Annotated in this window: 19 protein-coding genes, 1 other RNA gene and 1 riboswitch; of the genes, 11 read left to right on the top strand and 9 right to left on the bottom strand. The window is 30.4% G+C overall.

Annotated elements, in window-relative coordinates:
- Positions 1-31 precede the first annotated feature (31 nt).
- Positions 32-838 carry a TrmH family RNA methyltransferase gene (locus P3875_RS08280; RefSeq protein ID WP_303443495.1) on the bottom strand — a complete coding sequence of 269 codons (807 nt, stop codon included), beginning with the start codon at positions 836-838 and terminating at the stop codon, positions 32-34.
- Positions 839-1,130: 292 nt separating this feature from the next.
- Between P3875_RS08280 and P3875_RS08275 the strand changes: the two genes are divergently transcribed.
- Positions 1,131-1,736, top strand: a complete 606-nt coding sequence (locus P3875_RS08275) for a trimeric intracellular cation channel family protein (RefSeq protein ID WP_303443494.1) — start codon at positions 1,131-1,133, stop codon at positions 1,734-1,736.
- A 39-nt stretch (positions 1,737-1,775) separates the two neighbouring features.
- On the opposite strand, the gene P3875_RS08270 is transcribed toward P3875_RS08275, so the two are convergent.
- Both P3875_RS08270 and P3875_RS08265 read right to left on the bottom strand, forming a co-directional pair.
- Positions 1,776-3,410, bottom strand: a complete 1,635-nt coding sequence (locus P3875_RS08270) for a S41 family peptidase (RefSeq protein ID WP_303443493.1) — start codon at positions 3,408-3,410, stop codon at positions 1,776-1,778.
- A 12-nt stretch (positions 3,411-3,422) separates the two neighbouring features.
- Entirely contained in the window at positions 3,423-4,628 is a 1,206-nt protein-coding gene (locus P3875_RS08265; protein ID WP_303443492.1) for a serine hydrolase domain-containing protein, read from the bottom strand.
- Between the two features lie 119 nt (positions 4,629-4,747).
- Here P3875_RS08265 and P3875_RS08260 point away from each other — a divergent pair, with 119 nt between their 5' ends.
- Positions 4,748-5,587, top strand: coding sequence for a 1,4-dihydroxy-2-naphthoyl-CoA synthase (locus tag P3875_RS08260; RefSeq protein ID WP_303443491.1), 840 nt, complete (start codon positions 4,748-4,750; stop codon positions 5,585-5,587).
- A gap of 37 nt (positions 5,588-5,624) precedes the next feature.
- Here the strand turns inward: P3875_RS08260 and P3875_RS08255 are convergent, their stop codons facing one another.
- The 3 genes from P3875_RS08255 to ffs all read right to left on the bottom strand — a co-directional run bounded on the left by P3875_RS08255 (position 5,625) and on the right by ffs (position 8,952).
- The gene (locus P3875_RS08255) at positions 5,625-6,635 is read right to left on the bottom strand and encodes a YncE family protein (RefSeq protein ID WP_303443490.1); all 1,011 of its coding nucleotides are present in this window, start codon (positions 6,633-6,635) and stop codon (positions 5,625-5,627) included.
- A 3-nt stretch (positions 6,636-6,638) separates the two neighbouring features.
- On the bottom strand, positions 6,639-8,477 hold the full coding sequence (locus P3875_RS08250; RefSeq protein ID WP_303443489.1) for a TonB-dependent receptor plug domain-containing protein: 1,839 nt from the start codon (positions 8,475-8,477) through the stop codon (positions 6,639-6,641).
- A gap of 29 nt (positions 8,478-8,506) precedes the next feature.
- A riboswitch (cobalamin riboswitch) is annotated at positions 8,507-8,703 on the bottom strand.
- Positions 8,704-8,854: 151 nt separating this feature from the next.
- Positions 8,855-8,952: signal recognition particle sRNA small type (gene ffs / locus P3875_RS08245), an RNA gene on the bottom strand.
- A gap of 88 nt (positions 8,953-9,040) precedes the next feature.
- On the opposite strand from ffs, the gene P3875_RS08240 reads away from it, so the two are divergent.
- Positions 9,041-10,111 carry a glutaminyl-peptide cyclotransferase gene (locus P3875_RS08240; protein ID WP_303443488.1) on the top strand — a complete coding sequence of 357 codons (1,071 nt, stop codon included), beginning with the start codon at positions 9,041-9,043 and terminating at the stop codon, positions 10,109-10,111.
- Positions 10,112-10,164: 53 nt separating this feature from the next.
- On the opposite strand, the gene P3875_RS08235 is transcribed toward P3875_RS08240, so the two are convergent.
- The gene (locus tag P3875_RS08235; protein ID WP_303445431.1) at positions 10,165-12,384 is read right to left on the bottom strand and encodes an NADP-dependent isocitrate dehydrogenase; all 2,220 of its coding nucleotides are present in this window, start codon (positions 12,382-12,384) and stop codon (positions 10,165-10,167) included.
- A gap of 203 nt (positions 12,385-12,587) precedes the next feature.
- Between P3875_RS08235 and P3875_RS08230 the strand changes: the two genes are divergently transcribed.
- Complete coding sequence (locus P3875_RS08230) at positions 12,588-13,250, top strand: peptidylprolyl isomerase (RefSeq protein ID WP_303443487.1); 663 nt, start codon at positions 12,588-12,590, stop codon at positions 13,248-13,250.
- Here P3875_RS08230 and P3875_RS08225 read toward each other — a convergent pair.
- Positions 13,240-14,409 (bottom strand): carboxypeptidase-like regulatory domain-containing protein, encoded by a 1,170-nt coding sequence (locus P3875_RS08225; RefSeq protein WP_303443486.1) that lies wholly within the window; start codon positions 14,407-14,409, stop codon positions 13,240-13,242. The genes P3875_RS08230 and P3875_RS08225 overlap by 11 nt on opposite strands.
- A 94-nt stretch (positions 14,410-14,503) precedes the next feature.
- Positions 14,504-15,778, bottom strand: coding sequence for a serine hydroxymethyltransferase (gene glyA / locus P3875_RS08220; RefSeq protein WP_303443485.1), 1,275 nt, complete (start codon positions 15,776-15,778; stop codon positions 14,504-14,506).
- Positions 15,779-15,870: 92 nt separating this feature from the next.
- On the opposite strand from glyA, the gene fahA reads away from it, so the two are divergent.
- From fahA to P3875_RS08185, 7 genes are all read left to right on the top strand, one after another.
- Entirely contained in the window at positions 15,871-17,160 is a 1,290-nt protein-coding gene (fahA, locus tag P3875_RS08215; RefSeq protein WP_303443484.1) for a fumarylacetoacetase, read from the top strand.
- Between the two features lie 85 nt (positions 17,161-17,245).
- Entirely contained in the window at positions 17,246-17,797 is a 552-nt protein-coding gene (locus P3875_RS08210; protein WP_303443483.1) for a DUF6646 family protein, read from the top strand.
- Between the two features lie 80 nt (positions 17,798-17,877).
- On the top strand, positions 17,878-18,603 hold the full coding sequence (locus P3875_RS08205; RefSeq protein WP_303443482.1) for a hypothetical protein: 726 nt from the start codon (positions 17,878-17,880) through the stop codon (positions 18,601-18,603).
- Between the two features lie 12 nt (positions 18,604-18,615).
- Positions 18,616-19,323, top strand: a complete 708-nt coding sequence (locus P3875_RS08200; RefSeq protein WP_303443481.1) for a hypothetical protein — start codon at positions 18,616-18,618, stop codon at positions 19,321-19,323.
- 66 nt (positions 19,324-19,389) lie between these two features.
- Positions 19,390-20,520 (top strand): tRNA guanosine(34) transglycosylase Tgt, encoded by a 1,131-nt coding sequence (gene tgt / locus P3875_RS08195; RefSeq protein ID WP_303443480.1) that lies wholly within the window; start codon positions 19,390-19,392, stop codon positions 20,518-20,520.
- 10 nt (positions 20,521-20,530) lie between these two features.
- On the top strand, positions 20,531-21,604 hold the full coding sequence (locus P3875_RS08190) for an LptF/LptG family permease (protein WP_303443479.1): 1,074 nt from the start codon (positions 20,531-20,533) through the stop codon (positions 21,602-21,604).
- The gene (locus tag P3875_RS08185) at positions 21,591-22,475 is read left to right on the top strand and encodes a DMT family transporter (RefSeq protein WP_303443478.1); all 885 of its coding nucleotides are present in this window, start codon (positions 21,591-21,593) and stop codon (positions 22,473-22,475) included. The genes P3875_RS08190 and P3875_RS08185 overlap by 14 nt, the downstream gene beginning before the upstream one ends.
- Positions 22,476-22,504 lie beyond the last annotated feature (29 nt).

Here is a 22,504-nt window from a genome sequence, read left to right as displayed (position 1 = left end):
TTTTTATAAATATAATTAAAATTTTAAATATTTACAGATTTTGTTCATTTCTTTGTCTTTTTGCTTCAAAAATTAATACAGCCGCTGCAACCGATACATTCATTGAATCTATTTGACCTTCCATTGGAATAATAATGTTGTTTTTTGCGTTAGTACGCCACAAGTCTGTTAATCCGGTGGCTTCGGTGCCAACTGCAATAGCTGCACCGTTTTTATAATCTATGCTAAAATAGGGTACGGCTTCTTGTAAAATTGCACTGTATATTGCAATGTTTTTTTCATTTAAAAAAGAAATAATCTCTTGTGTTGTACCTGTCGCTATTTGATTTGTAAATAAAGCACCTACGCTTGATCGTACAATATTAGAGTTGTATAAATCTGTTTTTGGATTTGCAATAATTACAGCATCAATTCTTGCAGCGTCTGCAGTTCTTAGTACTGCGCCTATATTTCCAGGTTTTTCAAGCGATTCTAAAACAACAATTAATGGATTTTTAGGCAATTTTAAATTTTCTAAATCATGTAATTTTGTTTTTGCAATGGCTATAATTCCTTCTGTACTATCGCGATATGCAATTTTTTTATATACATCTTTAGATATTTCTACAAAAGTTGTTTCGCTGTTTAATTGTTGTTTAAAAGCACCAAATTCTAATTCATTAAATAATTCAAAACAAATTAAAACATCGGTTATTACAAAGTTGTTTTTAACTGCTATTTCTATTTCACGTTTTCCTTCAATAACAAAAAGTGCTGCCTTTTTTCTAGCTTTGCTTTTTTCTTGCAGCTGAAGTATATCTTTTATAAATTGATTTTGAATACTGGTTATTTGTTTCATTTATTGGTGCATTTTTAATAACGAAAAACGTATTCAAAGATACTAATTTACGTTGCAATTTTATGATGTTAATTTTATTGAATTTTAAAATATAAATTATTTAATATGAACCGATTATTTAAAAGATAGAATGTTTTTGTTTATAAAAAAAGAATTTATCGAGTAAAAATGTGAATTATAGCCTACTTTTTCTTTAATTTGTTTGCTTTAAATGTACATGTAAAAGTCATTTTTTTTATAAAATTATAGAAATGTTTTTTACGAATTTGAAACTATAAAGGGATAATATTACATGATTTTTACAATTTTAGATATTTTGGGATTAATTGCGTTTGCAATTTCAGGGACTTTAGCAGGTATTGAAAAAAAATTAGATTTTTTTGGAGTTTTTGTAATTGCTTTGGTGACATCAATTGGTGGCGGAACGTTGCGCGATTTATTAATAGGAAACACCCCAGTTTTTTGGTTGTTAAACTTGCAAACATTTTATATTGTAACAGCATCGGTTATTTTATCGGTAATTTTTAGAAACAGATTAAGCTTTTTGCGAACATCGTTATTTTTGTTTGATACTATAGGTATTGGTATTTTTACAATTATTGGTATTGAACAAGGCGTTATGATAGATTTAAGTCCAGTAATTTGTATTTTGTTAGGTACCGTAACCGCTTGTTTTGGAGGTGTAGCCCGTGATATTTTATGTAATGAAATACCTGTAATTTTTAGAAAAGAAATTTATGCAACTGCTTGTTTAACAGGTGGGTTTATGTTTTTTGCCTTAAAATTTATAAATGTAAATAACGATGTTATTTATATTGCAACCGCTGGAACAATTATATTGATAAGAATTTTTGCTGTTCGCAATAAATGGTCGTTTCCACAAATTGAAATTAAATAAAAAATGCCCCAAATAGTTTTAAAAATTTGGGGCGTTTTTTCAATGTTTTTTCTTTGTTGCTATATCGTTTAAAATATAATTAAGTTCAACATCGTTATCGTTCAAAAAATCTAACTCAGTTGGTTTAATTGGTATATCGGGTAGTACACCAAAACCATCTACTTTGGTTTGTTGTTTAGGTTTTATTGTCATTAAACCTACGCGTAATTTTAATTTTGATTTGGGTAATTTAACTATTGGCATTACCCCAGCAACCGTACCGTTAAATGTTCCTCCTGTTTCATCGCCCACAAAAACAGCGCGATTTCTTCCTTTTAAATGTGATGATATAATAGCTGCTGCAGAAAAAGTTAAGCCATCAGTTATAACATAAATTTTATTTTTATAATTTAAAGGTTTTGGTTGCGTTAGCTTTGATGATTTTAAATTAAGTTTTAATTCACCTTCATTAGTTCGATGTGCTTTTAAACCTCGTATCGTTGAAAAAATAGTTAAAAATGGAGCTCCAATTATTTTTGTAGCTATTGATTTTCCTTTAAAAGTATTAAAAAAAGTAGTGCGTTTTGTAATAGTTGCAGGTTGTATAAATACAAAAGCACTATCGTTTAAATATTTGGCTAATTCGTGAATTTCGTTTAAGCGTCCACCTGGATTTCCGCGTAAATCAATAATTAAATTTTTAACATGGTTTTTGTTAAGTTCAGCAAAAATGGTATCGTACACTTTAACTTTACCTTGAGTAAAATTTTTAATTTTAAGCATGGCAATGGTACTGTCTTGTGCAACAGGGTACACAATTTGCTTAGAAAATGTTTTAGTTTCACTATCGTAACCAAACCATCTGTTTTTGTATTGAATTTTTTCGTTTACTTGTTTTAAAGCTAATTTTTTTGCCTTTTGTTCTTCTTTCGTTAATTTTTTTACAGTATCGTTTTTTACAATTGGTTGATTTAATGAATCTTTTTTAGTTTTTGAACGATTTTTATCTTTTACTTTCTCCTTTTCAAAATGCCTTTTTACGGTATGATGAAATGATGAATCGGAACAAATTAATTCCATTTCAACACTATCTACAAACCCTAATTCGTTAACAAAATACGAATTTAAACGGCGGGCAAAAAATTTATCAATTGCCGTTTTGTTGAAACCGTCTGATGTAAAAGTGTTTCGGTATTTTTTAAATAAATCACTTGGTTTAATACCATTAATTGCAACAATTTGAGTACCTTGTTGAATAACTGAATCGCAAATTTGTTTGTTTCGTTTTACAAAAAGTTTGTTGTTTAAATATTCATATTCAAAATTTGAAAGTGGATTTGTAGATTTTTTATATTTTTTCTTTAAAGAATCGGGACTAGTTAAATTAAGCATACTCATACCCATGTGGCCTTGGTGAACCGAAGCTACAATTGGACTAATTTTTAAGAAAAAATCATTAGGAGTAAGCGGTTGATTTAATGAATTTGTTAAACTATCAAATTTTTTATTTAAGGCATCTTTACTAATATACCAATACAAATCGGGGTGCATATTAGTTAGTTGCTTTTGTACAAATTTTACATCTTTTTTTAAGTTTTTTACTTCTATTTTTCTATTAAAATGGTTGTTTGTTTTATCGTGACTAGCACATGAAAACAACAACATACCTAAGGTGCCCAAAACAATTTTTTTCATACTTTTTCTTTGTTAATCATTAATTTGTATAAACGGGTAATTACCTAAACGAGGTGCTAATTCTTTTGTTTTGTAAGCTAATTGTGAATTGTGATTGTTAAAACAAATAATAGTTATGGTGTCTTTACGTAATGTTACATACGACGTTCTATTACCGCGCCACCAACCGTTGTGAAACGTGTATAAATTTCCGCCGTTTTTAGGTTCAACCATACGTATTGCTAAGCCGTAATTGTTAGCGCCAGATTTTTCGTACGAATACCCTTTGTACATTTGTTGTTTTAAATTTTTGCTTAAAAAAGCATCAGAATATAAAGCTTTATCTAACTTAAGCATATCACGTGCAGTGGTATAAATGTTTTTATCGCCGTAAGTACCATCTAAATAATCCCAATGCATTCTTTGGTTATTTGCGTGGTATGATTGCGTTACGTTTTCTTTATTTTTTAGATCGTCTAAAACAAAAGTATTTTGCATTTTTAAAGGTTGCAAAATCAATTCTTTTATTGCTTGTTGAAACGATTTTCCTGTTACTTTTTCAGCAATTAATGCTAAAATTACATAATTAGTATTACAATAAGTAAAACGTGAATTAGGTCTAAACTCTAATTTAATGCTTTTTGTAGATAGTAAGTTTAAAACATCGGTATTGGTTAATGTAACTTTGGTATTCCAAATACCAGGTCGCGATGTAAAGTTTCCATAATAAGGTAAACCTGAACGATGGTTTAAAAGCAAACGAACAGTAATTTCATCATATGGAAAATTAGGTAAAATACTTGATATTTTTTGATCTAACGAAATTTTTCCTTGATGTACTAAACGCAATATGGTAACACCAGTTAAAACTTTACCAACCGATGCCACGTGCATAGGTGTAGAATCGTTTATTTTTTCTTTTTTCTGATAATTTGCATATCCTTGATAATCTTCATAGATAATTTCACCATTTTTTGCAACAAGAAATTGGCCCCAAAAGTTGCCACGATTGATACGATTGTGGTAAAAGTTTTCTACAATTTCTCTGGTTTCAAGTTTATATTTTGGTGTTATGGGATTAAATTTTACATAATATGGTTCGTTATTAGGTGTTATTTTGGTGTTTTTTGTAAAAAGTTCACTTCTTTTTTTGATAACTTGTGCAATATCAAAATTTTTATCGCACGATGATGTTACTAAACTACCAATAAAAAGAAGCGGAAATAGTATATTTTTCATTTTAAGTACTTGCTATAAGTAGCAAATATAAGTGATTTGATAATTTTTAAAAACACTAAATTGCGTTAAAATTATAAAAAACAAAAAATGTATCTTTGAACTAATAAATAATTTCAAAAATGAGTACAATAAATTGGCAAACCGCTATTCAGTTTGATGATATAACTTATAAAAAGTGTAATGGAGTAGCACGTATTGCGTTTAATAGACCAGAAGTACGCAATGCATTTCGCCCTAAAACTACATCAGAATTATTAAAAGCTTTTCACGATGCGCATGAGGATACATCTATTGGTGTAATTCTTTTATCATCTGAAGGTCCTTCGCCTAAAGACGGTGTTTATTCTTTTTGCAGTGGTGGTGATCAAAAAGCACGTGGTTACCAAGGTTACGTTGGTGAAGATGGATACCACCGTTTAAATATTTTAGAAGTACAGCGTTTAATTAGGTTTACACCAAAAGCAGTTATAGCAGTTGTAAATGGCTGGGCAGTAGGCGGTGGGCATTCGTTGCATGTTGTGTGCGATTTAACTTTAGCAAGTAAAGAACATGCCATTTTTAAACAAACCGATGCCGATGTTACAAGTTTTGATGGTGGATACGGTTCTGCTTATTTGGCTAAAATGGTTGGACAAAAAAAGGCACGTGAAATTTTCTTTTTAGGTAGAAATTATTCAGCGCAAGATGCATACGAAATGGGTATGGTAAACGCTGTAATTCCTCATGATGAATTAGAGCAAACAGCTTATGATTGGGCTCAAGAAATATTAGAAAAATCGCCTATATCTATAAAAATGCTAAAGTTTGCAATGAACTTAACCGATGATGGTATGGTAGGGCAGCAGGTTTTTGCTGGTGAAGCTACTCGTTTAGCTTATATGAGTGACGAAGCTATTGAAGGTAGAAATGCCTTTTTAGAAAAACGTAAACCAAATTTCGAGAAAAAATACATTCCATAATAGAAAAAGGAAGGTTTTAAACCTTCCTTTTTTTTGCTTAAAATTTATAAAAACCGTTAGTGCCAATTCCAGCATTAAACTCATTTATAATTGTACCGTTTTCTTTATAAATTACAATTTTTGAATTATCGGCAAAACCTTTAGCATCTGCTGTAAAAATCGATCCGTTTATTACATTAAATCCATAAAAAATAGAATATTCGTCTCCATCGGCAACATTAAATAATTTACTGCTTTCGGTGGTTAAGTCGTTGTTAATTTTATAAACTCCTGTACCAGCTGTATAATAAAGATAATTAGTATAAGATACTAAATTACGCGCAATTGGTTGATTTAAAACTTTTGTAGTTAAAACAGAATTGTTACTAACTATTGAAATGCTTGATGTAGTATCGTTAGCGCTTAAAACAAATACATTTTGACCGTTTGTTGCTATGTTGTTAATTGCTTGGTTAATGTTTACATCGGTGGTGTTCGTATCAGTTTCAGGGTTAATGACTTCTAAAGTAGTGCCACCACTATAAAATCCATTAGCTGCATATATATAGTTATCTGTAGCAACAATTTGTTCAGCAGTATGGTTTAAATTTATAGTTTTAATAAAAGCAAATGTATCTGTATTGTAAACGTTAACTTCGGCATTAAATAGACTTGTAACATATAATTTGTTATTTTTTACAGTTGCAAATCTTGGCGAACTTACATTTTGGGTAATAGTGTACACTAATTTAAATGTTTTTTTATTAACAACTTCAATAGTGTTAGAGTTGTTCATAATTATAAAAACATATTTATCTGTAACAACCATATGTTGTGAAACATCGCCTAATGAACGCCCGTTTGATAGTTTAAAAATATCGTTTGTAATTGTTGATAAATTACCATTTATAAAAGAAGATGTAGCATTACCTTTTGTGAAATTTCCTTCGTTTGATACAAAAATACCATCTAAATATTTTTCATCGGTATTTACAGGTAAATCATCATTTGTATTGCTGCAGCTAAAAAAGAAGGCTCCAGCAAGTACTGAAAATAAAATTTTTTTCATGGGTTAGAATTTTGTTACTATTTGAATGTTAAAATTACGACCTGGCATTTGTTGCTCAGGCATTGTTGTATAGGTTGTATTTGTTACGTTTTTTAATTTTAAATTAATGTATAACGAAAGTTTTTTTGTTGGTATTTTTTGTTGAAAATCAATATCAACAATTCCATATGATGCCAATGCACTTTCTTGTGAGTTTGATGTTGTGGTATAAATTTTACCAACAAACATAAAAGACGGACTTACACTAAAATTTTTATAACCATACAAAACCTGTGTGCTAAATTTGTTTTTAGGTGTATAAGTTAATTGTGTATTTGTTTTTTTGTTTGTAGATTGATTATGAGCATAATTACCGCTAAATTGTAAATAGTTATGCAACCATTTTTTTTGAATATTAAAATAAAACTCAGCACCTTTAATGGTTACAGCATCGGTATTGTTAGCTTCCCAAAAGCCAGAAGCAGTTGGTATCCAACGTATCATATCTTTTAAAGAGATATAATAAGTTGATGCATTAAAAGTAATTGCCTTGTAATTAAAATTTTGATTGATATCTATTTGAAAGCTGGTTTCAGGTTTTAAATTTAAATTTCCGCCAGGTTGCCAGTACAAATCATTAAAAGTTGGTATGCGATAGTTTTTTGAAGTATTTATTTTTAATTGATAGTTTTTTGAATTAAAATATATGCCACCCGAATACAAAAATGGGTTACTATACGCATTTGTAAATTCAGTTTTTAAACCAGTTTCAAAACCAAAACAATTGCTAATTTGGTAACTACCTAATAAGCTAGTTGCAAATATGTGCTGATTTGCATAAGGTAAATTACTGTTTTTGCCGTTGCCTTTTGTTTGTTGGTATTCTAATTTACTAGAAAATTTCAAAGAGTTTGTAGCATTATAATAACTTTCGTTTTTTATCAAAAAAGTTGATGCTTTGCCGCCAGAGTTGCTTTCGCTTGGCAATTTGTCGTAAAATAAATAACTTTCGTATATACTTGCAGCGCTAAAAATATTTAAAAAATTTTCGTTCTTAAAATTCCATTTTAACAAATTACGGTAGTTATTGTTTTGGTATTTAGTTTTGGTTTGAAAAGGCGTAACAAGCGCAAAGTGTCTGTCATCGTTATAAGTTGAACTGTAAAAAGTAAAAGTGTTTTTTTTGTTTATTTTGTAAGCTGTTTCAAAACCAAAATTTGTATTGTAATAAGCACCGTTTAAATTTTTTCTGTTTTTTCCAATCCATTCAAAATCATTGGCACTTTTATTAAAACCAAAATGTACGTTAAATGCCCAATTGGTTGTACCAGTAGTTGCTTTGTAATGTAAGCCTTTGGTATTAAAACTACCGTAATTAAATTGTAGTTCGTTTTTTAATTTTTGGGTAAAATGCAGTTCATTATTTAAATGTATGGTTCCACCAACAGCGCCACTTCCATACAAAACGCTACCTCCGCCTGGTTTTATAACAATATTGTCAAAATTTTTAAAAGCAGTTGCGTTAAAATCAGATTGACCTAATAAGGCAGAATTTATTTTTACACCATTCCATAAAACACTTGTTTGTTGCGCCGTTGTACCTCTAAACGCAGGCGAACTTACCATACCATAACCGTTTTCTTTAAAGTAAATAGTTGTATTTTTTTGAAGAAAATCTGTAAATGTACCTACACTATGGTTGATTAATGAATCGTTTAAAACTATTAATTTTTGTGATTTTGATAAGGTTGAAATCTTGTTTTTTTCAATTATTATTTCATCTAATTGTGTAGAAGTGTTTTGTGCGTTTGCCGCAAAAACCAAAAAACAAGTTGCTATTAAAAAAAAAGTTTTTTTATACATTTCTTAACCTTTTTTCCCGAAGGTTTAATCAAATTAATACTCATTAGGCAGGTCTCCTGGCTTGCATCTTGTTTTTGCCTTCCCAAAAAAATCAGTGGCACAGTTAAAAACAAGTGTTTAATAAATTAAACTAAGCTTACAGTTGCGGGTACAGCATAGGAATTGATAAAAATCGCACCTATTTCCCTTTTTCGTGCATAAAGCAACCTAAAACGGTACAAAAGTAATGTAAATTATTAATACTACAAACTAAAGTTGTATTTATAGTTTTTAATTAAAAATTAAAGAGTTTTTTTTAGCTTTTTTTGATAAGATACTAATTATATTTATTTTTAAAGAAGTAGGGTAAAAAAAAATCAACCTTATAGGTTGATAAAAAAGGCAAGCGACCTACATCGCACCGCTACAACCACATACCTTTGCTGCGTTCCCACCCTGGAGGAGTCTGCAGGAGCTGGTCGTGTAGGACTTGCCGTTGCAAATATACAAACAAATTATATTTTAGCAAGTCTTTTGTTAAATAAAAAAAGGGTTGTATAATTGTATTATCAATTAAATAAAAAATGAAAAAATATAAATACTTAACATTCTTATCGTTATCACTTGTTTTTGCTGCATGTAATAAAGAAAAAAAAAATGAAGAAAATCAAATTTCTATAGATTCTAGCAAGTTAAAACAAACATATTCTTTAAACGAAAGTGTAGTTTTACAATTAAATAATACCCCAACAGTAGATTCAGTTCACTATTTTTTAAACGATAAAAAAATAGGTTCTGTAAAAAACAACACTCCTTTAGATTACAATTTGGCTTCCGAAAAACACGGAATATATACTTTAAAAGCGGTTGCATTTATTAATAAAGAGCAAGCAGAAAGTACAGCAACAATTAATGTTTTTTCTGCCACACAACCAACTATTTTATCATATACTATTGTAAATACATACCCGCATGATGTAAAAGCATACACGCAAGGTTTGGAATTTTATGGTGATGTTTTAATTGAAAGTACAGGTAATGGTGAAGGAATTGGTACGCGAACAAAAGGTAAATCAAGTATTCGTAAAGTGAATCCTAAAACAGGTGAGGTGCTTAAAATAAACGAATTAAACGATGCTGTTTTTGGTGAAGGCGCAACGGTTTTAAACAATAAAATTTACCAATTAACGTATAAAAATAACGAAGCGTATATTTATAATTTAGAAACATTGCAAAATGAAAAAACCTTGCCTTATTTTAAAAATACTGAAGGTTGGGGCTTAACAAACGATGGAAAGGTTTTATACATGACCGATGGCAGTGATAAGGTGTATAAAGTAAACCCAACTGATTTTTCATTGATTGATTATTTTGTAGTTTCAATACCAAACGGTACCGTAGCTTCGGTAAACGAATTAGAATGGGTTGATGGAGAGATTTACGCAAATTTTTATACACAAGACGCTATTGGAATTTTTAACCCAACAAACGGAACGGTAACAGGTGTTATAGATTTAAGCGATTTAAAAAGTAAAGTTACTCAGCATCCTGATTTAGATGTTTTAAACGGAATTGCATACAATAAAAAATCGGGAACTTTTTTTGTTACTGGTAAAAATTGGGACAAAATGTTTGAGATTAGAATTAATAAATAAATCAAAAAAAGCCGCTTTTCAGCGGCTTTTTTAGTTATTTAACTTAAATAAAATTAAATAGCATTAACTATTTTGTTTAAAGTTTGTGAAGGACGCATTGCTTTTGATGTTAAATCAAAATTTGGTTGGTAATACCCATTAATTTCCTGAGCATTGCCTTGCGAGCCAATTAATTCCTCATTAATTTTTGTTTCGTTAGCAAACATTTCTTGAGCAATTGGAGTAAAAATAGCTGCTAAATCGCTGTTTTTTGATTGTGCAGCTAAAGCCTCGGCCCAATACATTGCTAAGTAAAAATGAGAACCACGGTTATCAATAGTTCCTAATTTTCTACCAGGCGATTTATCGTTTGCTAAGAATTTTTCAGTAGCAACATCTAAAGCATCAGCTAAAACTTGTGCTTTATCGTTGTTTTGTGTTTGCGCTAAATGTTCTAAAGATGCACCTAATGCTAAAAATTCACCTAACGAATCCCAACGTAAATATCCTTCTTCAATAAATTGTTCAATGTGTTTAGGAGCCGATCCACCAGCACCGGTTTCAAACAAACCACCACCATTCATTAAAGGTACAATTGATAACATTTTTGCCGATGTACCTACTTCTAAAATAGGGAATAAATCTGTTAAATAATCACGTAATACGTTACCAGTTACCGAAATGGTATCTAAACCTTTACGGATTCTATCTAAAGAAAATTTACAAGCATCAACTGGAGCCAAAATATGAATTTCTAATCCGTTTGTATCAAAATCTTGTAAGTATAATTGTACTTTTTTAATAATTTCTCTATCGTGAGCACGATTTTCATCTAACCAAAATACAGCAGGTGTACTTGATAAACGAGCGCGGTTTACTGCTAATTTAACCCAATCTTGGATTGGAGCATCTTTTGTTTGGCACATACGGAAAATATCTCCAGCAGCAACTTCTTGGCTCATTAATATATTTCCATCTGCATCAACTACATTAATCGTACCTTCTGCATCGGCTTGGAATGTTTTATCGTGTGAACCATATTCTTCAGCTTTTTGAGCCATTAAACCTACGTTTGGTACCGATCCCATTGTTTTTGGATCTAAAGCGCCATTAGCTTTACAATCATCTATAACGGCTGTATATATACCCGCGTAAGAACGATCTGGAATTAATGCAAATGTATCTTGCTGTTTTCCTTCTTTATTCCACATTTGTCCCGACGTACGTATCATAGCTGGCATTGAAGCATCAACAATAACATCAGATGGTACGTGTAAGTTGGTAATACCTTTGTCTGAATTTACCATTGCTAAAGCAGGGCCATTTGCAATTGCATTTTCTATAGCCGCTTTTACAGCTGCTTCTTGTGGGTTACCTGCGATTTTTGTGTATAATTCACCTAAACCATTGTTAGGGTTTAGGTATAATTCGTTAAATAAATCAGTAAATTGTGTAAAAACATCTTTAAAGTATACTTCTACAATAGCACCAAAAATAATTGGGTCAGAAACCTTCATCATGGTAGCTTTTAAATGTGCAGAAAGTAGTACACCTGCAGCCTTAGCTTCAGCAATTGTATCGGCTACAAAACCTTTTAATGCATTTAAATTCATAACTGAAGAATCAATTACTTCGCCAGCTTTTAAAGGCGATAAGCTTTTTAATTCTTTAACCGAACCATTTTTAGCAACAAATTCAATTTTAAATTGTGAAGCATTTTCAACTGTTACAGATTTTTCAGTTCCGTAGAAATCGCCCGCATTCATGTGTGCAACTTTAGTTTTAGAATCTGCAGACCAAGCTCCCATTGAATGTGGGTTAGCTTTTGCGTAATTTTTTACTGCTTTTGGAGCACGACGATCCGAATTTCCTTCGCGTAAAACAGGGTTAACAGCCGATCCTAATACTTTAGAATACGTTGCTTTTATTGCTTTTTCTGTATCGTTTGTAGGATCAGCAGGGTAGTTTGGTACTGCAAATCCATGCGCTTGTAATTCAGCAATAGCAGCAGTTAACTGCGGGATTGATGCTGAAATATTTGGTAATTTAATGATGTTTGCTTCAGGTGTTTTTGCTAATTCACCTAATTCTGCTAAAGCATCACCAATTTTTTGATCTTCTTTTAAAAATTCTGGAAAGTTCGCTAAAATTCTTCCTGCTAATGAAATATCTCTTGTTTCCATTTCGATACCTGCGGTTGCAGTAAAAGCTTTAACAATTGGTAAAAAAGAATAAGTTGCCAACATTGGCGCCTCATCTGTTAATGTGTAGATAATCTTAGATTTTGACATTATGATAAGATTTGTTTAAAGTCTGTATTTTTGCATACAAATATACTAAATACCAATTTATTTTTTGGTATGAAGCTGTAAATCATTTCATATTTACCATTTTTAGAATTTTATACCTTAAAATGTAACATTTTTGTTTTTAAATTACTTTAAATTAGTAATTTGGCATGCAGATATTTAAAAAAATGAAAATCATAATTTTAAAAATGAAAAAGATATTTGTTATTGTTTTACTTGTGTTTTTTAAATTACAGCTAACAGCACAAACACATAAATTAGCATTTTCTACATCAAAAGGAACATTTAAAGTAGTGCTTTACGATTTTACACCTAAGCATAAACAATTAATTTTAAATGCAGTTAAGGACAGTGTTTATAAGGATGCTTTTTTTAACCGAATTATTAAAAATTTTGTGGTTCAGGGCGGAGAACACGACGAAAGTATTGCTGAAAGAGAAAAAAATATCGATTTAAATAAAAGGCAACGTTTACAACCTGAATTTAATAATCGTGCCTTTCATAAATTGGGCGCATTGGGTGCAGGTAGAGATGAAAATATTGAAAAAGCATCGTTTTTAAACCAAATTTATTTTGTTGTTGGTAAACCTGTATCAAAAACAGAATTAAAAAAAATTGAACAAAAGAAAGGCGTTAAATTTACCAAGCTACAGCGAAAAACCTATCTTAAAAAGGGTGGATTACCTAGATTAGATGGTGATTATACTGTTTTTGGTGAAGTTTACCAGGGGTTAGATGTACTTTTAGAATTAAGTAAAGTTGCTACAGATAAAAACGACTATCCGTTGCAAGAAATAAAATTTAATGTTAAAGAAATTTTTGAAAAAGCCCCCGTTTTATTTAATGATTAATGCTTTTTAAAAATTGCTCTTCTTTAAAAGTTAAAGGAACCACATTAAATTTTTCCCAATATTTTGTGGAATAATTTTTACCTAATGGTTTTAAAGTACTGTGAATATAGAAATTATTTTTATTAGGATTTTCAAAATTTTCTTCAACCGAATCTATTAATAGTTCTTTAAAACCACCCACTTTTGTAAGTTGATTAAAAACTTCTGATACCCCAAAAATACGATAGGCAGTATAAGCCAACGTATATTTGTTTTGATATAATTTAAAAAGAGTTGTTTGGTTGTAAAAACTTTTTTTAAAACGGTGATTGTTTTGTTGTGCAAATTCAGAGTTTTGAAGAAATAAATCGTCTAAATTTGCTTTAATTTCTCTAATTAAATAATCGTTAGCTCCATAAACCATAGTTCCTTTTAAAGTTGCTTTTTTAGCATTTGGTGTAGGATTAAAATTTAAAACATACAAATCGGTACCGTCTGATGCCGTTTTTGCAGTTAAATACGTATCATATTCTTTGTTTGAAATAATATCTTTAATTAGTTTGAAGTTAAATTCTTGGGAAACAATGTCTTTAAAATCATTCCATTGATAACGAATATAGGTAAGAGAATCAAATTTTTTAGCTTCTTTATTGGTGAATTTTACACTTCTGCTGGCATTTACAACCACGTTGCTTTTGTTTATGTTTGGTAAATAGTAAGCTAAATCGGCATCTTCATATTCATACATTTCGCCATTTATATATAACATTTCTCTGTAAAAAGTATTTATTTTTAAGTTGTTTGAAAAATTATCTTGTGATGTTTTGATTGCTTTTTCTATTTCAGTTTTAATGGATGTTTTTAAAATTACAATTTCTTCTAAAGATTCGGTTGAAGATTGTAGTTTTATTTGTAATGATTGATTGTTTGTTACTTTTATTTCTTTAGTAAAATAATTCAGGTGTTTAATAATTAGTTTGGTATCTTCTTTAGGCATGTTAAAATTAAAACGACCTTCGTAATTAGTAACTGTACTTTTACCCGAATTATTACCAATTAGCATTACATATTCTATAGGTTTGTTAGTTTCTGTATCTTTAATAATACCTTGTACTTTTTTTTGTGCAAAAGTGTATGTACTAACCATTAATAGTAGTAAAATGCAAATTAAGTTTTTCATGAGTAAAATGTAAGGTGTAAAATGATTATAACATTGCTATTTACAAAAAAAGAGCCACAATTTGTGACTCTTTAACTTTAATTTATTAATTATATTAAAAAACAAACATTGCACGTTCGCTCATTAAATCGTTAACTTCATTAGCAACTTCTTCAATTATTTCTTCGTTAGTATGGTTCATTAACACGCGGTCAATTAATTCAACAATTGCTTCCATGTCACTTTCAATTAAGCCTCTAGTTGTAATAGCTGCAGTTCCTACGCGTATTCCTGAAGTAACAAAAGGAGATTTATCATCAAAAGGCACCATGTTTTTATTTACAGTAATTTCTGCTTTAACTAAAGCATTTTCAGCTTCTTTACCAGAAATGTTTTTGTTGCGTAAATCAATCAACATCATATGGTTATCTGTTCCGCCAGAAATAATTTTATACCCACGAGAAACAAAAGCATTTGCCATAGCTTTTGCATTTTTTTGTACTTGTAAAGCATAATGCATAAATTCATCTTGTAAAGCTTCACCAAATGCAACTGCTTTAGCAGCAATAATATGCATTAAAGGACCACCTTGGTTACCAGGAAAAACAGCAGAATCTAATAATGCAGACATCATTCTTGTTTCACCTTTAGGAGTTTTTAAACCAAATGGGTTTTCAAAATCTTGCCCCATCATAATCATACCACCACGAGGTCCGCGTAAAGTTTTATGTGTTGTGGTTGTAACAATGTGGCAATGTGGTAGTGGATCAGATAATAACCCTTTAGCAATTAAACCTGCTGGATGTGAAATATCGGCCATTAATAATGCGCCAACCGAATCTGCAATTTCACGGAATCGTTTAAAATCCATATCACGTGAGTAAGCCGATGCACCTGCAATAATTAATTGTGGTTTTTCACGTTCGGCAACTTCCTGTACTTTATCGTAATTAATTAAGCCCGTAGCTTCATCAACACCATAAAAAACAGGGTTGTATAATTTACCCGAAAAGTTTACTGGCGAACCGTGTGTTAAATGGCCACCATGTGATAAATCAAAACCTAAAATTTTGTCGCCAGGTTTTAAAACCGCTGCATAAACTGCTGTATTTGCTTGCGAACCTGAATGTGGTTGCACGTTTACATATGCTGCATTAAACAAAGCTTTGGCTCTGTCAATTGCTATTTGTTCTACAATATCAACTACTTCACAACCACCGTAGTATCTTTTTCCGGGATATCCTTCGGCATATTTATTAGTTAAAACCGATCCGGCAGCTTCCATAACTTGGTCGCTTACAAAATTTTCAGAAGCAATTAATTCTAAACCATGAATTTGTCTGTCTTGCTCATCTAATATCAAGTCAAATATTTGTTCGTCGCGTTGCATTTTTATTAAATCTTTAAATTGAACTCAAATTTATAAAAAATCATTGTTATATTCGCATATGTAAATTAATTAGAACAAAAAATAATTAAAAAATGAATATACCTGCGAACAATCCTAATTTAAAATCGTGGTTAGAAGTAGCTACAAACAGCGATTTTCCTATACAAAATATACCTTTTGGCGTTTTTTCGGTAGAAGATGACGAATTTGTAATTGGTACCCGAATTGGCGATTACGCTATTAGTTTAACTGCATTAAACGATTTAGGCTTTTTTAAAGATATCGATTTTGATGATAATGTATTGTACGATGAAACTTTAAATGCCTTTATTAGCGAAGGAAAACAAGTTTGGAGCGCAATTCGCAACAGAATTTCTGAAATTTTTGAAGCAAACAATCCAAAATTACGCGACGATGCTAAAGCACGTGAACTTACCATTTTTAATATTAACGATGTAAATGTAGAATTACCTGTTTTTATTGGCGATTATACCGATTTTTACTCAAGTCGTGAACACGCAACCAACGTAGGTATGATGTTTCGCGATCCTGCAAACGCTTTATTACCAAACTGGTTGCACTTACCAGTAGGATATCACGGAAGAAGTTCTACAGTGGTGCCTTCTGGTGTACCTGTTAATCGTCCGTTAGGGCAAATGTTACCAAAAGGTGAAACGCAACCTGTTTTTGGACCATCAAAACGCGTTGATTTTGAACTTGAAACAGCTTTTATAACAGCTGATGCAAATATTATGGGCGATAGAGTTTCGGTTGAAGATGCTGAAAACCATATGTTTGGAATGGTTTTGTTAAACGATTGGTCGGCTCGTGATATACAAGCTTGGGAATATGTACCACTAGGACCCTTTTTAGCAAAAAACTTTGGTTCATCTATATCTTGTTGGGTTGTAACCATGGATGCTTTAGAACCTTACCGTTGCGAAGGACCTTCGCAAGAAGATCCTAAACCGTTACCTTACTTACAACAAAAAGGCAACCATTCTTTTGATATTAATTTAGAAGTATTAATTCAACCCGATGGTAAAAGTGCAACAACGGTATGTAAATCTAACTTAAAATATATGTATTGGACTATGGCACAGCAATTAGCACACCATACTGTAAATGGATGTTTGGTTACTTCGGGCGATTTAATGGGGTCGGGTACCATTTCGGGGCCAACTAAAGATAGTTTTGGTTCAATGTTAGAGTTAACATGGGGTGGACAAAATCCTATTGAAATGAATGATGGTTCAACCCGTGCGTTTATTGAAGATTTTGATACCGTAATTATAAAAGGATATTGTGAAAAAGATGGTGTTAGAATTGGTTTTGGAGAAGTTTCGTCACAATTATTACCAGCAATTCCATTAGAAAATTAAACCTTTTTTATAAATATTAAAGCCGTTTCATTTTCACAGTGAAACGGCTTTTTCTTTTTAATCAACTTAATAAAAACAATATATAATGAAAAAAAGTATTATTGCATTTTTTGCCTTTTTAGGTGTTCAATCGGGTGCGTTTGCTCAAGCTTATGACGGATATGGAGATTTAAAAGTATTTTTAGGATATACTAATATAGGTGGAAATTCAGGAATTGAATATCAAAATAATTTAGGTGTAAATGATTTGTTTTCGTGGGGTACCCAAGTAACCTATTTGTTTTCAACTAAAGAAAAAGAAGCTGTGGGTATTGAAAATGGATTTAAGTTTATAGATAAAATAGATGTTGGTTGTTTTCTTCGTTTTCACTTTTTAGAAACATTAAAATTACCCAAAAATGTAGATGTATTTTTAGGTGGAGATGCTTCGGTGCATTCTTTAGGGGTACATACAGGTTTTAAATATAATTTTACCGAAAAAATTGGTGTATATGGAATGTATAAACAAGGTTTGTCGTCAATAATGGGAGAAAGTTTTTCATTATCTGAAGATGAAAACGGAAATCCAATTCCTGATTTTTTTGCTAAAAAAGCAGCAATATCTGTAGGTATTACTATAAATATGAATAATTGGTAAAAAATCATTAAATAAAATGTTAAAAATCCATTCGTTTGAATGGATTTTTTTTATTAAATTTATCATAAAATGTGGTTGTTATGAAAAATAGTGTTTTAATAATAATAAGTTTTTTCTTTTTGGCTTGTTCAAATGACGATTTTTTTAGAGACGATTTAAAACCGCAGCATTCGGAACAACAACCTGAAACACCGCCCGAGGGTTTGAAGTTGAAATATTTGTATGCAATAAATTCATCTTCATACTATTATCATAAAAATAGTTTTATTGATTCTATCTTCACAAGCAATTCATGGCTAGGATATGTTAAAACAAGAAAATATATTTATAACGATAAAAATCAAATTATTGCAAGGCGCTTTAGAGAATACGATCCAAACCACATGGAATTTGAAACTATTGAATCAACTTATTATAAGTATAATACTAAAAGTCAAATTGTTGAGGCCATTACGTATGACAAAGATAGCATTGTAGTAGGTTTTAGGCAGTATAAATATGCAAACGATGGATATTTGTTAAATTCAGGAGTAATAATTGTAAACGGAAATGTAGTTAAATCAGGTTCAACAACGTATCAATTTGATAATAATCCAAATCCGTTCTATAATATTTACCCAAATGCTTATAGAATTCTAAATTATGTAAATAAAAACAACATTTTAGTAACAGAAGAACGTTACGGAAACAATGTGTACACTTATTTACACACCTTAGAATACAATTCACAAAACTATATCATATCCGAACACATATCAAATATGCCTATAGATAGTGAAGATAGCAGAGGTTTTTCTTATTATTAAAGGTACCACATTATGAAAAAAATAATAACACTTTGTATTCCATTATTATTTGCAGCTTGCAATAAAAGTGATGATTATGTGAAAAAAAACGCAATTGCCGAAGTACCACCGGAAGGGCTGAAAATTAGACAACGAGAAGATAAATACATATTTAAGTATTATTATCACCAAAATGGATTTATCGATTCGGTTTACGTTATGAAAGAATCAGAAATTAGTCATAAATTTTTTTATAATGAATTTAATCAAATAACAGAGGATCATTATTTAGTTAAGAATTTAACAGACCCAAGTGCTTATACTAAACGTATTACCAAGTATACTTATAACCGATTTAATCAAATATCAAAGGCTACTGTTTATGATAAAAACAATCAATTACAATATTCATTAAATTACGAATATAATACAGAAGGCTATTTGTACAATCCAACAAAAATTGTAAAAAATGAAAATTTAATTGCCGAAAACTCCTACGATTATTACCAAAATTATACGTTTGATACTACTCGAAATCCATATTATAATATTTTTCCAAAAGCTTTTAAAATCATAAAATACATAAATAAAAATAATATAATAAAGCACGAGGTTAAAATGCCACATAACACAATTGAATATACTTTTGACCTTAGGTATAATGAAAGTAATTATGTAAGTACACAAATGATGCGAGAAAATGGATCGGACAAAGAATACACACATTTTCATTACTATTAATTTTAAACGAAATGTTTTAAATAATAACAGTTTAAAGCCCTATATTTGCAGTTTGAAAAATAGCAAATGAAATTCGATTTACTTCATACCGATATCCATTCAAAAGCCAGAGCAGGTGTAATTACAACCGATCACGGCGTTATTGAAACCCCAATTTTTATGCCCGTTGGAACGGCAGCTACCGTTAAAGGAGTGCATCAGCGCGAATTAAAAGAAGATATTAATCCAGATATTATATTAGGTAATACCTATCATTTATATTTACGCCCTAAAACCGAAATTTTAGAAAAAGCAGGTGGTTTACATAAATTTATGAACTGGGATCGTAATATTTTGACCGATTCTGGTGGTTTTCAGGTTTATTCTTTATCGGGTAGAAGAAAAATTAAAGAAGAGGGAGTAAAATTTAAATCACATATCGATGGTTCATACCATTTCTTTTCACCCGAAAATGTAATGGAAATTCAACGTACAATTGGTGCCGATATCATTATGGCTTTTGACGAATGTACGCCGTATCCTTGTGATTACCGTTATGCAAAACGCAGTATGCATATGACCCATCGTTGGTTAGATCGTTGCATCGATCATTTAGAAAAAGTTCCTACAAAATACGGTTACGATCAAGCATTTTTCCCAATTGTACAAGGTTCAACTTTTAAAGATTTACGTGCACAATCGGCAGAATATATTGCAAATGCAGGTGCTGTTGGTAATGCAATTGGTGGGCTTTCAGTTGGTGAACCAGCAGAGGAAATGTATGAAATGTGCGAAGTGGTAACTAATATTCTACCAAAAGATAAACCGCGATATCTTATGGGGGTGGGTACACCAATTAATATTTTAGAAAACATAGCCTTAGGTATTGATATGTTTGATTGCGTAATGCCTACACGTAACGCACGTAATGGAATGTTATTTACCAGCGAAGGTTTCATCAATATAAAAAATAAAAAATGGGCCGATGATTTTAGTCCAATTGATCCAATGGGACACACTTGGGTTGATACCGATTATTCAAAAGCTTATTTACGCCATTTATTTATATCAGACGAGTATCTTGCCAAACAAATCGCTACAATTCACAATTTAGGTTTTTATATGTGGTTAGTACGCGAAGCTCGCAAGCAAATTTTAGCTGGAACTTTTTATAATTGGAAAGAAAAAATGGTAAAACAAATGGCCACTCGCTTATAATTTTTTACAAATGAAAATAATTGATTGGTACATTTTAAAAAGATATTTAGGAACATTCTTTGTAATGATTATGTTGTTTATTCCTATTGGAATAGCAATTGATGTAGCCGAAAAAATTAATAAAATTTTAGAAAACGGAATTCCTTTAATAGAAGTTTTAGGCTATTACGGCAATTTTACCATATATTTTGCCAATATGCTTTTTCCTATTTTTTTGTTCATATCAATTATTTGGTTCACATCAAAACTTGCGGGTAATACTGAAATTGTTGCTATTTTAAGCTCAGGAATTTCATACATGCGTTTTTTGCGTCCATATATTATTGGTGCAACCTTTATTTTTATTTTTTCGTTATTAATGGGCTTTTTTATTGTACCTAAAGCCAGTTTAGGCTATAACGATTTTAAATTTAAGTATTTAAAACGAAAAGAAATTCGCCAAACCCAAAACGTTTTTAAACAAATTAGCAAAAACGAATTTATTTACGTTAGTAATTTTAGTTATAGCGATAAAACAGGATATAATTTTACTTTAGAAAAATTTGATGGTTTTAATTTAGTTTCAAAAATTGAAGCTGGAAGAATTGTTTACAACGATAGTACGAAAGATTATACTTTATATAATTACCAAAAACGTACTGTAGGTAAATTAGACGATGTAATTGAAAAAGAACCTGTTAAAAAAGTAAAGTTTAATTTTGAAGTAGACGACTTAACTCCAGCAATTTACGCTGCGGAAACAATGACACTTACCGAATTAAATAAGTTTATTGAAAAAGAAAAAATGCGTGGCTCGGCAAATATAAATGCATACTTAGTAGTAAAATATAAAAAATACAGTGTTCCAGTTTCGGCATTTATCCTAACCATTATTGCTGTTGCAGTATCATCAATGAAACGAAGAGGAGGAATGGGAGTAAACCTAGCAATGGGTATAGGTTTGGCTTTTACATACATTTTCTTCGATAAAATTTTTGGAACATTAGCCGAAGCTTCTAGTATTAATCCTTTATTCGCAGTATGGTTTCCAAATGTAGTTTTCGGAATTTTAGCTGTATATCTTTTAAATAATGCAAAACGTTAATTTAAAAAACCAGTTACATTTACATTTTATTGTTTTTATTTGGGGTTTTACGGCATTGTTAGGTCAATTAATTTCGTTACAAGCCTTACCATTAGTTTTTACTCGTATGGTAATTGCTATTGTAGTAATTTATTTTTATTTACTTTTTAAAAAGCGAAATTTAGCAATAAAAAAAGCCGACATACTTCGTTTTTTATTCTTTGGTTTCATAATAGCTTTGCATTGGTTAACTTTTTTTCATGCAATAAAAATTTCAAATATATCAATAACATTAGCTTGTATTTCTACAGGTGCTTTTTTTACTTCTATTTTAGAACCAATTTTTTACAAACGTAAGTTTATTGCCTACGAAGTTTTGCTTGGATGCTTGGTAGTTGTTGGCTTGTTATTAATTTTTCAATTTGAAACACAATATAAATTAGGAATTTTTGTAGCTTTAATTTCGGCATTTTTATCAGCTACTTTTTCAATTATAAATGGTAAACTCGCTCAAAATTACGACAGTATTGTAATAAGTTTTTACGAACTTTTAGGTGGAATTTTACTTTTAGCAGTTGTTTTGTTATTTAAAGATGGCTTTACACATGCTAATTTTAATTTTAAACCCAACGATTTTATTTGGTTAGGAATTTTAGGCTCTATTTGTACAGCATATCCTTTTTTTGCAACTATAGATATTATGAAATATTTATCGCCATATACTGTAATGTTAACCATTAATTTAGAACCCATTTACGGAATTATTTTGGCAGTAATCTTTTTTAAAGATCAAGAAAAAATGACACCAGCTTTTTATATTGGTGCCCTAATCATATTGTTTACAGTTATATTAAATGCCTATTTTAAAAATAGGAAAAAAGCAATCGTATAATTAAAAAAACGCTATATTTGTAGCCACAA

The organism is Myroides sp. JBRI-B21084 (assembly GCF_030545015.1).
Taxonomy (GTDB): domain Bacteria; phylum Bacteroidota; class Bacteroidia; order Flavobacteriales; family Flavobacteriaceae; genus Flavobacterium.
This window is presented reverse-complemented; position numbering and strand designations above follow the sequence as displayed.

Bases quoted from the DNA above. Each gene is read 5' to 3' on its own strand.
- P3875_RS08270 (WP_303443493.1), bottom strand. From the start codon at position 3,410: ATGAAAAAAATTGTTTTGGGCACCTTAGGTATGTTGTTGTTTTCATGT.
- P3875_RS08200 (WP_303443481.1), top strand. From the start codon at position 18,616: ATGAAAAAAATAATAACACTTTGTATTCCATTATTATTTGCAGCTTGC.
- P3875_RS08275 (WP_303443494.1), top strand. From the start codon at position 1,131: ATGATTTTTACAATTTTAGATATTTTGGGATTAATTGCGTTTGCAATT.
- tgt (WP_303443480.1), top strand. From the start codon at position 19,390: ATGAAATTCGATTTACTTCATACCGATATCCATTCAAAAGCCAGAGCA.
- P3875_RS08225 (WP_303443486.1), bottom strand. From the start codon at position 14,409: ATGAAAAACTTAATTTGCATTTTACTACTATTAATGGTTAGTACATAC.
- P3875_RS08260 (WP_303443491.1), top strand. From the start codon at position 4,748: ATGAGTACAATAAATTGGCAAACCGCTATTCAGTTTGATGATATAACT.
- P3875_RS08280 (WP_303443495.1), bottom strand. From the start codon at position 838: ATGAAACAAATAACCAGTATTCAAAATCAATTTATAAAAGATATACTT.
- P3875_RS08255 (WP_303443490.1), bottom strand. From the start codon at position 6,635: ATGAAAAAAATTTTATTTTCAGTACTTGCTGGAGCCTTCTTTTTTAGC.
- P3875_RS08265 (WP_303443492.1), bottom strand. From the start codon at position 4,628: ATGAAAAATATACTATTTCCGCTTCTTTTTATTGGTAGTTTAGTAACA.
- P3875_RS08190 (WP_303443479.1), top strand. From the start codon at position 20,531: ATGAAAATAATTGATTGGTACATTTTAAAAAGATATTTAGGAACATTC.
- P3875_RS08230 (WP_303443487.1), top strand. From the start codon at position 12,588: ATGAAAAAGATATTTGTTATTGTTTTACTTGTGTTTTTTAAATTACAG.
- fahA (WP_303443484.1), top strand. From the start codon at position 15,871: ATGAATATACCTGCGAACAATCCTAATTTAAAATCGTGGTTAGAAGTA.
- P3875_RS08250 (WP_303443489.1), bottom strand. From the start codon at position 8,477: ATGTATAAAAAAACTTTTTTTTTAATAGCAACTTGTTTTTTGGTTTTT.
- P3875_RS08210 (WP_303443483.1), top strand. From the start codon at position 17,246: ATGAAAAAAAGTATTATTGCATTTTTTGCCTTTTTAGGTGTTCAATCG.
- P3875_RS08240 (WP_303443488.1), top strand. From the start codon at position 9,041: ATGAAAAAATATAAATACTTAACATTCTTATCGTTATCACTTGTTTTT.
- P3875_RS08185 (WP_303443478.1), top strand. From the start codon at position 21,591: ATGCAAAACGTTAATTTAAAAAACCAGTTACATTTACATTTTATTGTT.
- glyA (WP_303443485.1), bottom strand. From the start codon at position 15,778: ATGCAACGCGACGAACAAATATTTGACTTGATATTAGATGAGCAAGAC.
- P3875_RS08205 (WP_303443482.1), top strand. From the start codon at position 17,878: ATGAAAAATAGTGTTTTAATAATAATAAGTTTTTTCTTTTTGGCTTGT.